Below are 12,790 nucleotides of genomic sequence, written 5' to 3'. Positions count from 1 at the left end.
TCGGTGGCGAACTGGGCTGTTGATCGGCGGTCGAGATGTCGGGCATGGCAACGAACCTTCTCTCCAGATGTCGACTAGATACCCCCTGGGGTATATATGCAAGTCCCGAACATACCCCTGGGGGTATCGTCGGGTCAACCCCCGACCGAACCGCGCAGCTATACCCCCTGGGGTACCCTGGCAGTCGTTACACAAACAGAGAGGCATGACCGGTGACCGGTGACGAAGAATCAATGGCGGCTGTACTGAACCGACTCCGCCGGGCGCAGGGACAACTCTCCGGGGTGATCGCGATGATCGAAGCAGGTCGCGACTGCAAAGATGTCGTCACCCAATTGGCTGCAGTGTCACGCGCGCTCGACCGAGCCGGCTTCAAGATCGTTGCCTCGGGCATGCGCCAATGCATCAACGGCGCCGACGGTGACCAGGCGCCCTTAACCGAAGCCGAGTTGGAGAAACTGTTCCTCGCTCTAGCCTGACGACCCGGGCCGTCCACGCACAGCGGCTTCACGGACTCGGCGAAGTCCTCGTCGGCCCGCCGCCAACAATGTGGCGACAGAACCAAGGAGCTCCTGGGCGCATCGTCCGCCTAACCATAATCGGAGGTTGAGCCTCGCCCCTTGACTAGTGCAGTCAAGGATCAAATCGCCACTGCGCAGGTCAACCTCGGTGGTGGTGTGCGGGTGGGATCCCGGTCCGCGCGGGGGGCTTCGGGCGCTGGTACTCGGCGCGCACAACTCGGCCGGCGACTTGTGCTACATCGGGCATGTGGGTGCCGGTTTCAGCGCCAAAGACCGGCGCGTTCTGCGTGTGCAGCTCGAGGCGATCGAGCAACCGACCCCACCATTCACCCAACCGCTCGCGGCCGATGCCAGTTCATTGATGCGGTGGGTCAGCGCCGTCTACGTCGGGGATATCGAGTACCGAGAGTTCACCGGCCGCCTTCGTCATCCCAGCTGGAAAGGACTGCGCGACATACCCGCGTCCACGGTCGGGTGGCCCGGCGACCACTAGGGGAGGTTGTGGCCCTGCCTGCGGGCCCAATCCCGGATCCCATGCGTCTGATCTTCTTCCGCTGACCGACGGTCGGCGGCCGCGGGCGTGCCTGGCCTGGTGACGACCTCGACGACCGTGAAGGTGGCGGCGCGCAACAGCTGTGGGGTCAGGCGCAGACCAGTCAGGCTCTCGCAGAGAGCGAACGTGGCCTCTTGGTGGTGAAACTCAGTGATCCTGACCGACTCGTCGGGCTCCAGGTCGAACCCGCCGACCTGACGCATCAGCGGCACAAGCTCATCAGGTGTCGACCCTTTCCGATCGGCGGCGAACAGGGTTTCAAACCACGTTCGGCTCTCACCGTCGACGTACCGAAAGAAGAACGACTTCTCACTGCCGTGGTGGACAACAATGTCTCGGCCGACCGAAAGCGGCTGCACCAGTTGCGGAGTCGCCCCGATGAAGCCGTTGTTTTCGTACATGATGACCCAGTCTCCGTGCTGGACGAGACCGACCAGGAGATTGTCTGAACCGATCTCCTCCCACGACTCCAACGACCGTAATAGGAGCGTGGCAAAGTCACACTGAGCGGGTTGGCCGACTGTAGGCAGAGCGTCGATCACCTCCGGCACCGTCGCGTTGCGGATGAACGTCACACAGAATGCGTTGTTCAGCTCCGGCACCTTTTTCGTCCACGCATAGTCCCGGTATGTCGCATCGCCCATGACAGTCACCCTAGACAGGTCAAAACCCACGTCGCGGGCTGTGCAGTAGGCCAGGCGCAGGCCGACGCTTCCCGGGTTTTCACGCCCCATCGGCCCGCGCCTCATACGATAATATCGAAAACATGTTCGATATGCGAGGGGCGGGGCCAACGGTCCGGGTCTTCTTTCCCCCGCGAAGAGTCATGGTTGACATGATTGCGGCGCTAGGCTGGGCTTTTCCGATGGTGGGCGCCCGACCGGTCACCCTGACGGAGCGCGCGTACGGGCTCAGAATCGAGCACTACCAGCCTGGCGAGCAGCTGGCGTGGGCGCTGTCCTCTCGCGGCGTGTGGATGGGTGTCGTGCAGGTCGACATCGCGAGCACCAATGCCGCCGTCACCGTGGCTGCGTGTCTGTGGGTACCAGCCGAAGCGATCAGTCTTCCTCGAATGGGTACTACCCACCTATGAGAGTTGTTGTGCGGCTTGACCGAGATTCCCGGACGTGGTCGTGGGAGTCGGTGTCGGCCGAGGCAGATAGCCCTGCCGAGCGGTCCCCTTCCGGCCACTCGACCGCGCAGGCAGCGATCGTCGCCGCCCAGGAGCGGTTCGGTCCGGGGTTGACGGTTATCGTGTGACCCGCATGACCCTGCCTACCGTGTCTTTGCCGCGGTAAAGACACAACGTGCTGGTGCGTCTTTACCGCGGTAAAGACGCACCAGCCGTTTTACCGTTCATTCGTCATGTGACAGGGCCGAAACCAACTCTTCGATCTGCTCGTCTGTAAAGACATCACGAACTGCTGTCGCTAGCGTCGCAGGGTCTGTGCGTAGTCGCCGAAGCGCACGAACAGCAGCTTTCGGGGAGGGCGGTTCGGCAGGTGCTGGCGTGGGCTTGCCCCCCTCGTCACTTTTCTGTTGTGATTCACGCTCTTGGGCGGCCTGCCAGGCGGCCACTTGTTCTGCCTGTGGCACGGTGGCCAGCGACCGGGCATCTCGTAACGCGAGTTCGCCGGCCCGCAACGACTTTTGGAGTTCGGGCGCGAGCTTGAGTAGAGCACGGCGTTGTGAGACCCAGCCTTCGCTCCTGCCGAGCCGCTTGGCGGCAATACCTGCTCCCCCGAGCTCAGTGACCATCAGCTCGACTGCATGTGCCTCTTCGAGTACGTCGAAGTCTTCGCGGTCGATGTTTTCCACGACCGCAGCCCACAGGATCGTTTCCCGGTCAGCTGCGAGGCTGTCGCGAATCACGACATCTAAGCCCTCGCGGCCGAACTTGTGCGCAGCAGCCAGCCGGCGACACCCGTTGACCACCACCCACTGTGCTTGATCGAGGCCCTGCTCATCCTCAGGCCACAAGGCCAGCCAGGCTGCCCGACTGACAACAGTTCCAGGCTGGAGCTGACGGAACTTAATCGACTCCAGGTCATCGAGATTACGAATGGCCGACCTGGGATTTCGCGGGTTCGCTACCAGCTGTGTCAGTGGAACATTCGCACGAAAGAGTCCATCAGGCGCGGCAACAGTGACATCAACAGGGGATCTATCCCCAACTGAGGTTGCCAAGCTTGCAAGGTCGACTCGCCCTCCCTTGCGCGCCATCACCGAGTCCCTACTTCAAGTTCCAAGCACAGGCGCTGAAAGTCTTCGCGAGCCTGTAAGCCCACTCGATTTGCCGCGTACTCGGTGACGACCTTGCCTTCTGCTGCGGCCCGAGAGTGCACTTTGTAGTGACGCACCACCGTGTTTGCCAACGGCCACCCTTGGGATTTGACGAACGCCTGCGTCTGCTCAAGATCAATCCTGCTGTCGCGCGGATCCCAGTCATTGATGACGACAATGAACGGGATACCCCTTGGCTGAAGGACTTTCAGAATCGTTCTGGCCGTGGGATCGAAGGCTAGCGGCTCAGGAATGATCGGGACGATAACTAGGTCAGCGGAGGACAATACCGCGTCAAGCGCAGCTCCTGAGGCGCCGTTCTCGGTACTTCCGGGGGTATCGCCGATCCAACCCGGAGTGTCCACGACCACGTGCTCGACCCCGGGCAGGTCCCTGAGGCCACGGAGAATATCTGCGTTGTCATGCGCCTGGGCGATGCGGAAGGGGAGTTCGCTGACGCGCTCCGCCCACCAAACCGCCGACCCTTGGGGGTCAATCGATACTGCCAAGACCGGCGAAACGCCGTCGTTGGACCCTGGGGTCGTCATTACGTCCGCTTTCACGGCCGCCAGATTCATTGCGAGAGTGGATTTTCCCACTCCGCCCTTCTGGTTCATCACTACATGGACCGACATTTTCAACCTCCGTGTGCTTCACCGCTTGGCGGCTACTTCGGACTTGATACTTGTAGATGGGCGTCATCGAACGGGGACCAGCTACCAACTGGTCGTGATGGCATCTTTACCGCGGTAAAGAGATTGTCTTTACCGCGGTAAAGACACAGACCGTGTCGACGACACATTGCACGATAGACCCAATGGGGTCTATCTCCAACTGCCAACGCGGCGCGTCGCACCTGAATCATAAGTGTTCGTCGCTCTTTACCGCGGTAAACACTCCGGCAGTACGATCCCTCCGTGATGAGGTATCTGTCGCTAGGGGAGTTCGCGGATCGCGCCAACCTGAGCCATAACACGATGAAGGGGTATCTGAGAAAGGGCCTCCTGCCTCGCGAGGATGCCCAGGTAGGTAAAAGTCGCGGATGGTTGTCGGAGACAGTTGATGCCTGGATCGCTGAGCGGCGACCTTGACCGCTGCGTCTTTACCGCGGTAAAGACGCAGGGCGCGCACAGGCTTGCCGAGCCCGGCGCGACGCCGGGCAGCTGGTGGTGCGGGCAGTAAGGGGCCAGGTTGCGGTTACTTTGTGATCAAAATTCGGGGGAACCAGAGCACATCGGACATCATCGGACCAGGGATGCTCTTCGTTGGCATGTTCCTGTTGACGGTCGCTGTCGTCGTCCCATTAGCTTTGGTGCCAAGGCTGAAAGTTGTCCCGCTAGATCTGGACATCACGACAGTGGCCGTCTCTGAACCGGCTGGTCTTACCCCCGATGATGCACTGCCCGCCAGGGTGTTTGACCGCTGCTCTGTCAATGAGCCCAAACTGCGGGTCTTCGACGCGCACCTGACCCAGCAGCGCAGGACTGTTGCTATTGACCCCTCAGACCAAGACCAGGTCACGCTGCAATCTGCTCAGACGGTGATCATCGACCGGATACAGGAGGGCGATGAGGTCGTCGCCCTTGATGTCCGCGAACAGGATTCCAAACGGCCGTGTGGTGATGGCCTACTCGCGTCATCGGTTGACATAGTCTCGCTCGACCGCCGAACGAGCACGCCGAATGACAAGCTCTACCAGCTGCATACGGTCTCCCTGCCAACTGGAGTGCGGGCAATGGACTCTGCCGACACATTCGTTGAAGCGCCTCGAGATGGCTTCCAGTACCACTTCGGTTTCGATATCAAGCCAGGCGGCACGTACCCCTACTACGACGTCAACTCAAGGTCGGATCAGCCTGCTCGATTCGTGGGGGAGACCACTATTAACGGCCTCGACGCACTCGAGTTCGTGTCCGAGGTACCGGAAGTAGATCAGACGCAGCTAGATACGCCCAGCGGCTTCCCAGCGCTCGGATCATCAATCGAGATGCCGGCGAGATGGTGGGGGATAGCGGCACCAGGAGTCGATCCCGAAGAGAAGGTGCTCATGCACCGCTATGGCAAAGCCATACGGCGCGTGTGGATCGAGCCTCAGACCGGGACGGTGCTCTACGGGAGTGAAGTCCAGCACCAGTACTTCAAGTCGCCTGGGTGGGAGGATCCATCGCTCGCTCAACCGATTCGGGACTTTCGTGTGGACGCGTTGAACACGACTATGGCGTGGACTGACAGCACCGTTGAGCAACAGACGAGCAGGGCTGGCGAATACATCGATCAACTGCGAATTGGAAATGTCATAGTTCCGTGGACGGCAGGGATTGCTGGCGCGGCTCTAGCGGGAGTCGGGGCTGTTCTCACCTTCCGCGGTGCCCGTAGGCGCTCCTAGCTAGCTGCCGTAGTGCCGCTCGTTCATGGGATCGGTACTGTACTGGCGTGATTGAAGAGGGAATGAGCTTCAGCCCGGCTGAACCGTATGAAGTGACCGACGCCGAAGTCAGGGCCTTCAGCGAGGTCGTCGGGCATCCTGTTGGGGACTATGCCCCGCCAACTTTCGTGAACGCTGTGCTGGAACCAGCAGTACGAATGCTGATCGAGAGCGGCGTCTTCGACTCAGTGCCCGCAGCCGTGCACACCTCCGAGTCCGTCACTTACAGTCGGCTCCTGAGAGTCGGGGACGTGGTCCGAACACGACTCGACGTAACTGGTGTCCGCCAACGTTCATCGGTCACTCAGTTCGACACCCTCGGAATCCTGACCGCACCGGACGGAGCTGAGATCGCCCGAGTCAAGTCGACCTTGGCGTACGAAACACTGGAGCCTGCCGAATGAACACGCTAGAGGTCGGTACTCAGCTCTTCGAAGCCACCGAGACCATTGATCAGCAACGTGTCCGCGCGTACGCCAGCGCTGCGAAAGACGACAACGCCATTCACGTCGATCCCGAAGCAGCCAGGCTCCTGGGCCTAGAAGCCCCCGTCGCTCACGGCATGTTGACCGTAGGCATCGCACTGGGCCACGTTATGACCTGGCTCGGAGATGCCTCCGAGCGATTCCTGCGGTACGAAACACGATTCATTAAGCCGGTTTTCGTACCGCCGGCTACTGCCGTCGAGCTGACCGTTAAGGGGGTCGTTGGCGCGGTGAATGACGGCGAAGTTCGTATCGATGTCAAAGTCGAACTCGTTGCGAGTGGCACAACAGTCCTCCGCCCGTTCCGGGTCTTCATTAGGGCCTAGCCACCCGTCAGCGAGCTCGTGGCGGCGGCCGACGACGGATCTCTTCACGCGATCGCACCGGCCGCCGACGAACGGCCGTTTTAGTTTCCCAACCTCTGGTGTCATCCCAGCTGCTATCCAGTGCTGCTAGGTCAAGCTGAGACGGACCAGAGCCGCTGATTCTTCTCGTCCGATCGCGCAATCGGCGCAGTCGCAGTACTGCTTTCAGCTGCTCAGAGCGGCTTTCCGCATGCCAAGCGGACCGCTCCGCGTTAATGCGTATCCGCAGAGCACGTAACCGCGCAGTTGCGCCGCACAGCTCGGCCGCCTCGTCGACCGTGGCGGGCCCGCGCACCCACCTCGTGCCGCGTCCAGCCCCTATCCGTTGCGCGAGCCCGTGTTGCTCCAGGGCGCGTAGTAGCCGACCGCAGCCGTAGCGAGAGCTGCCGGCGGGGAGGCCGGCTGTCTGAGCCAGAGCCGGGGTGTCCTGGGGTGTGTCGGTCAGGCTGCTGTGGAGTAGCCAGGCGCTGTGGCTGAGAACTCCCCAGGTGGGGGAGAGCGGTTGTCCGGTCGTGAGGGGGAGGTGAGGACGGGGGGCTGTGACGTCATGTACGGGATTTGACCGGTTAGAAGTGGGGGGAACTGCTAGTGAAAACAGGGTGGCCTCACGCGCTGGTCCCTGCGAATGCGCCCTGACTTCTCGTAGCACCCCTCGCGCGATCAGGTTGGATCTGATTGCGGCAGCACGGTCGATATGGACGTTGAGCCACATCGCCAGGCACCGGACGCTTATCGGGCGATTCTCGAGGCCGTGGCCGTCTGTGAACCGGTGTTTGAGTACAGCGAGTACGCCTACGGCGAGGTCCGGGGAGTCAGACCACGTTGCGATCTCTTCGCGCACCTGGGTAACGACGTCCTGCTCAGCAACGGTCAACACGGGGCGGTGGGATCGCGCTCTGGCCACGAGAGACTGCCAGTGTTTCTGGCACTCACTAGGGCCTGGTTGGTCGGACGGGCGGCGAATATCGCGTGCGGCGAACTTCGTGAAGACAGGGCAGTTCGTGTACCACCATTTGGCCTGTGCCCAGGAACGGACGCCGTTGCGCCACAGCACCCACCCAGCCTTTAGAGCCTGGTCAGAACGGTGTGGCGCGACTGGCGTAGACATCATTAATCGCCACTCTTGGTCTGACAGCCGTTTGCGCCGACGCCATGCGCGCGGCGCTTCCTCGGCTGGCTCAAACGATTCGGTCAGCGTGGGGTCTACGACAACGCGGCCAGAAGCCGGAGCTGCAACGGGTTGAGCTACTGGTTGCGGTGACACGGCCGATGGTGTGGTCGACAGGGCGAGTGCCGCTCGACGCACTGCCTCCACGGCTGTGATCTGCCGACCCGCCTCGTCGACCGGCCGGCAGAAGTGACCACCCTTCAAACTGATGGAGCCAGGTAAACGCAGCACCCGACGATCACTCAGTACGTCCACTGCCTGATGGGTCTCTAGCCTGGCCCAGCGCCGAATGTTCTCCACGCACGCCCGCAAGAACACGCGGGCGGCCGAGCTGGGGCACACAAACGAAAGGTGCCGAGAGTTTGGCGTGCCAGACGCTGCGAGGTGCACTATCGCCGCGCCGACTTCTTCACCAGCTTCCAAAATCAGCGGAAGAACCTGGTCAGCGCACTGATCTATGTCGATGGTCAGAAAGTCGGGACGCAGCGGGGCAACAACAGCCCAGATCGCTTTACCCGCTCCCGCGTGCTCGGCCTCAGCGATCAATGCCACCGGATTGCCGATACGAACCGAGGCCGCTTCGTTAGCTGCGTCAGTCGGTTCCAGGGCGCGGCCGTGCGCGGTCGGGTCAACAATCAACCGGTACAACTCAGCCCACCGTGTAGGCGGCGATTGTTCGGACAAACCCGTGTCCGACACGTGATGTGCAGGGATTGCAGACACCAAAGGGTGCGCTGTACCCTGAGACCTGTCAGCCAAGACAGTCCCTTCGGGGAGTTGGTGCGGTGAGCGCCTCGGATCGAGCTGGTAACTCGGTCCTAAAACTTTAAGAAGATCCCTCGGTGCCAGCCGGGGGATTCTTCGTTTCTAGGGCTCTCCGCTTATGAAATTGCTGGCTCACGCCGTTTTTCGGAGCGGTAGCACCTCCTGGAGCATGTCGAGCTGCACCGGATCGAGCTGCAGCTGTTCGAGCAAGGCGATGGCCTTCTCAGAGTCGCACTTTTGCAGGGCCATCAGCTCAGCGAGTTCGGGATTGTCGGCAAGGATGAGACCCAGCACGTACTCCGTGAGGTTCGTTCCCTTCGCCTTGGCCTTTCGCTTCGCGACCTCCTTGATGAGAACGGGAGATCTCATCCGGAAAGGAACGAGGTCTTGACCTGAGGGGTCTTTACGTGGGCGTCCGGCCATGGGTCCATTTTGTGGGTACGCAATGCGAATCGTGGGGAGCGACACGCTAAGCAGCGTATCAGTGCAGGTGTACGTAAACTATCCAGCGACTATCCAAATTGTTTACAACGCTGGCACGGCTGTCCGAAGTGGGCGGGTGAGCCGAAAATTTCATCGGCTAGCGTTACGGGCGACAAGCGAAGAGCAGGGGGTGCTCGTGGTACTGCGAGCGATAGGGCGTCAGGTGTCCAGCTTGGCCGGGGGCGGCCGTTTGGAGCCGAAGCTTGCTGCCATTTTGAAAGACGTCCCACTCAACCCGCCGTGGACTACTCAAGAATTCTTGCGGTGGCTGGAAGACTACAAAAACGTGGAGATTCGGCTCCAGCCTTGGGGGAACCTTATTGACCACGCAGCCTCGGGGTGCGGCACGTTGGCGATCCGCAACAAAAACCGTGAGATGTTCATCTTCTACGACGCGCAGCGCAGTCTGTTCCACCAGCGTCAACAGATCTTTCACGAGTGCGGGCATGTGCTGTGTGATCACGTAGGCGAAGAAGGCTACCGCCTCGAACCTTCGGCTCTGACGTACGGGCTAGACCCGGCAAGCATCCAGTCGATTCTGCGCAGACGTGACGGATTCACCAACGCTAGTGAGCGAGACGCAGAACTTCTGGGAACCATGCTCGCGATGCAGAGCTGTGGCGAGGCGCTCGACGAGAGCGGCGGTAGGTTTCACCGTGCTGCCTCTATCTTCCGAAACTAGATGCCCGCCAGCGATTTCCTCGAGCAGCAAGCCACCACATCGCTGCCTTGGTATGTGACCGCACCGCTATTTGTCTGGGTCATAGGGATTCTCGGCTTGCGCTCCATCGTCCTGGTTGACAAACGATCCGTCGACAAGGCGATCGCGTGGTTTGCATTCTGGTTGATTGTGGTGGCTCTACTGCGCGAACCATGGGTCCATAGTCCGTTATTCAAGCTTGGCTTGGAGCTCAGCGATATCCGGGTGATGACACACACTGCCGCGATCGCAGCGGCGGCAGCGATACTCATGCTCGGTCTGTACTGGCGTGAGGTACGCCGGCCCCCGAAAGGGCTGCTGCCAGCACTCGCTGCAATCACAATCAGCTGTGGCCTAGCGCTCTTCCTCGTCAGTCTGCCAGCTCGGGACCAGGGCGTGGCCGTCGAAGAGTTGGAGAACTGGCGAACCGGCCTCTACATGACGATCTACAGCGTCCCAACGCCTGTCGCGGAGATACTCATACTTGCAATCTCGGCGGGTCTGATCCGTGAACGATCAACGAGCGCACGAGTGTTCTTAGGTGTCGTGGTTTTCCTAGCCGCGGCCACCAGTACCTTCGACCATCTCTCGCGAATGGCCGTCGGGTGGTTCCTGTCGTTCGGCGTCCACAACGGCTTAACGGATGCACGCGCCGAATCCAACGACCTGTTCTTTCTGCCGGTAATGGCAGCTCTCGCAGTCCTCGCATTCCCTTCAATCTTCACGTCTATACGAATCCACCGTGGTCGTGACTCGGCCGCGGTCGCCGTTAAGGTGCTGGGCCCGATGTGGTCTGCGCTCACTAACACGCTGCCCCAGTATCGGCTCCCACAGACCCACGGCCTCGGAGCCGCGTCAGGACTCGAGCACAGGATGCGCGTTGAGATCGAAGACTGCATCGGAGTCCTCAATTACCACCTGCCCCCGGACACGGAATGGCCTGGCGACCCTCAGGGTCGCGCGAAGATGCTCATGACAGCGCTGGCGGAGTACGAGAAAGGCACTCCGCCCATCTCGACCCGTCCGCCAAGTTGGCTCAGCTCCTCAGACCAGGTGCTAGCTCTCGCGGCTGCATGGAGCGACATCAACACTGCTGCTACAACGGGCAGTCATCACACAGTGAAAATGGAGAAGTGAGTTCAATTGTCCACGAACGTTATTCCGCACCCGCCTAAACGAGTTCCCCTACTTGGCGACATCCTAGGTATGGACCGTGAACGGCCAAACCAGAAGACACTATGGCAGTTTTCGCAACTGGGTCCCATCTACCGACGATCGATCATCGGTGGGATCGATCTCACCTTCGTTGGTTCGGCCAACCTCATGGAACAAGCGTTAGACGAGGCTAAGTGGGAACGGTTCATCGGGCGTCCTATCGCCGCCTTGCGCTCGGTTGCCGGCGATGGGCTCTTCACCGCACCAAATGACTCAAGTGCATGGATCAACGGTCATGCAGCCCTTGTCAGCGGGTTCTCGAAAGACTCCATGCGGTCGTATCACCCCGCCATGGTCGAGGTGTCCCAAAGTTTGCGTGAGGAACTCTTGCGCGTTCCAGACCAAGCGTCATTCGCGGAGACCTCGAGCAGCGTCGCCCTCGAAGTGATTGGGCGATGCGGCTTTGGGCACAGCTTCGGGTTCGGCAGTGCTGACGGCGATGCCCGCCGAAAAGCGTTCATTGACGCGCTGACCCGGACGCTGGCGTTTACTCAGGAGTCAACGATCCCCGTCATCGGTTCGATCACCGGCCGCAAGCGCCGGCAACAGGCCAAAGCCGACACCGATTTGATTCTTGGAACAGTCAACCAAGTCCTTGAAGATCGGCGGCGATCTGGACTTCGCACCGACGATCTACTCGATCTGATGCTTCACCCCACCTCAGAGGAGACCAAGCTCGACGACGAAAACATTCGCCACCAGATGTTGACCTTCCTCGTTGCCGGTCACGAGACCACCGGCAATCTGTTGGCTTTCGCTACGCACTTCCTGGCAACCTATCCCGACGCTGCCCGCCGGATGCGGGAGGAGCGACAATCAATCACCGGCGGCAGAGAGTTGGCCTTTGACGAGGTACCGAAACTCCGTTTCACTCGCGCTGTGATCTCAGAGTCGCTGCGCCTCTGGCCCACCGCGCCGGGCTTCTTCCGTGCCGCCCGAACCGACACGACGCTAGGGGACTACACCTTCACGAAAGGGGAGTGGATCTTCATCCTGCTGCTCGCAGTGCACCGGGACCGAGACGTCTGGGGAGCAGACGCAGACGAGTTCCGTCCTGAGCGCTTTCTGCACGACCGGGTACCCACGTCGTACAAACCCTTCGGCACCGGCCCTCGCGCCTGCATCGGCCGGCAGTTTGCGCTTCATGAGGCAACAGTCGTGCTCTCAGACCTCGTGCAAGCGTTCGACCTCAAGGCCGACACCCGCACACTGGATGTCGAGGAGAATCTCACTCTTCGACCCAACAACCTGCGCCTGACCTTCGCACCCCGGTAACACCCGGGGGTGAACGGGGACATATGGATTCAGCCCCCTGTGTTGGTCTGAAACGCCTGAACTGTAGCGACGAAGTCAGCACGCTTGTCGACGGAGATAGCTAGTCGTCGCGTGTATGCGCCAGCCATCGGTACGGGGTCATTGAACTCGATGGACACGGTGCCCTCGCCGTGACACAGTCTGCCCACGCTGGTGTGCGTATCTATGATCAAGCCGGACCGGCCGGTGTTGTGCGTGGTGGCGATCCTGGCTCGGCTTACCTGATCAAGGGGCAGCCAGTACTCGGCGAAGATGCTGTCCCGCAACACGATGAAGCGCGCATTCACTTCGTGGGGAAGAGTACTGAGCGAGGCGCGGATCCCCAGAATCCAGCACAGTGCGTACAGGTGAACTGCGGCCAGAACCCAGAGCCACCAGCCGTGGCCGAACACGGCGGCCACCACAAGCTCGATGACTATCCCTTCGAGGACGAGCAGCCCGATGACCATGGCGAGCAGCGGGCGAAGATCGTGGCCGTAGGAGAACTCACCGCGGCCCGGGCGGCGATGCCGC

Annotated in this window: 14 protein-coding genes; 9 read left to right on the top strand and 5 right to left on the bottom strand. The window is 60.9% G+C overall.

The genetic code is table 11. The annotated features are described in order from the left end of the window. Window positions 1-212 precede the first annotated feature (212 nt). Complete coding sequence (locus tag ACVWY6_RS24150; protein WP_023959022.1) at window positions 213-479, top strand: metal-sensitive transcriptional regulator; 267 nt, start codon at window positions 213-215, stop codon at window positions 477-479. A 148-nt stretch (window positions 480-627) separates the two neighbouring features. After that, complete coding sequence (locus ACVWY6_RS24145; RefSeq protein ID WP_081907120.1) at window positions 628-1,014, top strand: ATP dependent DNA ligase; 387 nt, start codon at window positions 628-630, stop codon at window positions 1,012-1,014. Here ACVWY6_RS24145 and ACVWY6_RS24140 read toward each other — a convergent pair. Further along, on the bottom strand, window positions 1,011-1,718 hold the full coding sequence (locus ACVWY6_RS24140; protein WP_033336312.1) for a DUF6461 domain-containing protein: 708 nt from the start codon (window positions 1,716-1,718) through the stop codon (window positions 1,011-1,013). The two genes, ACVWY6_RS24145 and ACVWY6_RS24140, sit on opposite strands and share 4 nt — an antisense overlap. 191 nt (window positions 1,719-1,909) lie before the next feature. Between ACVWY6_RS24140 and ACVWY6_RS24135 the strand changes: the two genes are divergently transcribed. Beyond that, window positions 1,910-2,167, top strand: coding sequence for a hypothetical protein (locus ACVWY6_RS24135; RefSeq protein ID WP_156045783.1), 258 nt, complete (start codon window positions 1,910-1,912; stop codon window positions 2,165-2,167). A 263-nt stretch (window positions 2,168-2,430) separates the two neighbouring features. On the opposite strand, the gene ACVWY6_RS24130 is transcribed toward ACVWY6_RS24135, so the two are convergent. After that, window positions 2,431-3,297, bottom strand: a complete 867-nt coding sequence (locus ACVWY6_RS24130; RefSeq protein WP_030175379.1) for a ParB/RepB/Spo0J family partition protein — start codon at window positions 3,295-3,297, stop codon at window positions 2,431-2,433. Next, window positions 3,297-3,992, bottom strand: coding sequence for a nucleotide-binding protein (locus ACVWY6_RS24125; RefSeq protein ID WP_030175377.1), 696 nt, complete (start codon window positions 3,990-3,992; stop codon window positions 3,297-3,299). The genes ACVWY6_RS24130 and ACVWY6_RS24125 overlap by 1 nt, the downstream gene beginning before the upstream one ends. Window positions 3,993-4,561: 569 nt before the next feature. On the opposite strand from ACVWY6_RS24125, the gene ACVWY6_RS24120 reads away from it, so the two are divergent. Genes ACVWY6_RS24120 through ACVWY6_RS24110 form a run of 3 tightly spaced genes read left to right on the top strand, consistent with a single transcriptional unit; the run spans window position 4,562 to window position 6,593 of the window. Beyond that, the gene (locus ACVWY6_RS24120) at window positions 4,562-5,743 is read left to right on the top strand and encodes a DUF3068 domain-containing protein (protein WP_156045781.1); all 1,182 of its coding nucleotides are present in this window, start codon (window positions 4,562-4,564) and stop codon (window positions 5,741-5,743) included. A 47-nt stretch (window positions 5,744-5,790) separates the two neighbouring features. Continuing rightward, window positions 5,791-6,186, top strand: a complete 396-nt coding sequence (locus tag ACVWY6_RS24115; RefSeq protein ID WP_156045779.1) for an FAS1-like dehydratase domain-containing protein — start codon at window positions 5,791-5,793, stop codon at window positions 6,184-6,186. Then, window positions 6,183-6,593 carry a MaoC family dehydratase gene (locus tag ACVWY6_RS24110; RefSeq protein WP_030175367.1) on the top strand — a complete coding sequence of 137 codons (411 nt, stop codon included), beginning with the start codon at window positions 6,183-6,185 and terminating at the stop codon, window positions 6,591-6,593. The genes ACVWY6_RS24115 and ACVWY6_RS24110 overlap by 4 nt, the downstream gene beginning before the upstream one ends. A 2,104-nt stretch (window positions 6,594-8,697) precedes the next feature. On the opposite strand, the gene ACVWY6_RS24105 is transcribed toward ACVWY6_RS24110, so the two are convergent. After that, entirely contained in the window at window positions 8,698-8,988 is a 291-nt protein-coding gene (locus tag ACVWY6_RS24105) for a hypothetical protein (protein ID WP_156045777.1), read from the bottom strand. Between the two features lie 223 nt (window positions 8,989-9,211). Here ACVWY6_RS24105 and ACVWY6_RS24100 point away from each other — a divergent pair, with 223 nt between their 5' ends. From ACVWY6_RS24100 to ACVWY6_RS24090, 3 genes are read left to right on the top strand one after another with little or no spacing between them, the layout of a single operon-like run. Further along, complete coding sequence (locus ACVWY6_RS24100) at window positions 9,212-9,730, top strand: ImmA/IrrE family metallo-endopeptidase (protein WP_156045776.1); 519 nt, start codon at window positions 9,212-9,214, stop codon at window positions 9,728-9,730. Next, window positions 9,731-10,885: a DUF6545 domain-containing protein gene (locus tag ACVWY6_RS24095; RefSeq protein WP_030175359.1), complete on the top strand. Its 1,155-nt coding sequence runs from the start codon at window positions 9,731-9,733 to the stop codon at window positions 10,883-10,885. It begins immediately after the preceding gene. Window positions 10,886-10,891: 6 nt separating this feature from the next. Then, window positions 10,892-12,238 carry a cytochrome P450 gene (locus ACVWY6_RS24090; protein ID WP_030175358.1) on the top strand — a complete coding sequence of 449 codons (1,347 nt, stop codon included), beginning with the start codon at window positions 10,892-10,894 and terminating at the stop codon, window positions 12,236-12,238. Window positions 12,239-12,267: 29 nt separating this feature from the next. On the opposite strand, the gene ACVWY6_RS24085 is transcribed toward ACVWY6_RS24090, so the two are convergent. After that, window positions 12,268-12,726 (bottom strand): hypothetical protein, encoded by a 459-nt coding sequence (locus ACVWY6_RS24085; RefSeq protein ID WP_156045774.1) that lies wholly within the window; start codon window positions 12,724-12,726, stop codon window positions 12,268-12,270. Between the last annotated feature and the right edge of the window lie 64 nt (window positions 12,727-12,790).

It is taken from the genome of Williamsia sp. R60, from assembly GCF_054063855.1.
Note: the sequence above shows the minus strand (reverse complement) of the source record. Positions and strands in the feature narration are given on the sequence as shown.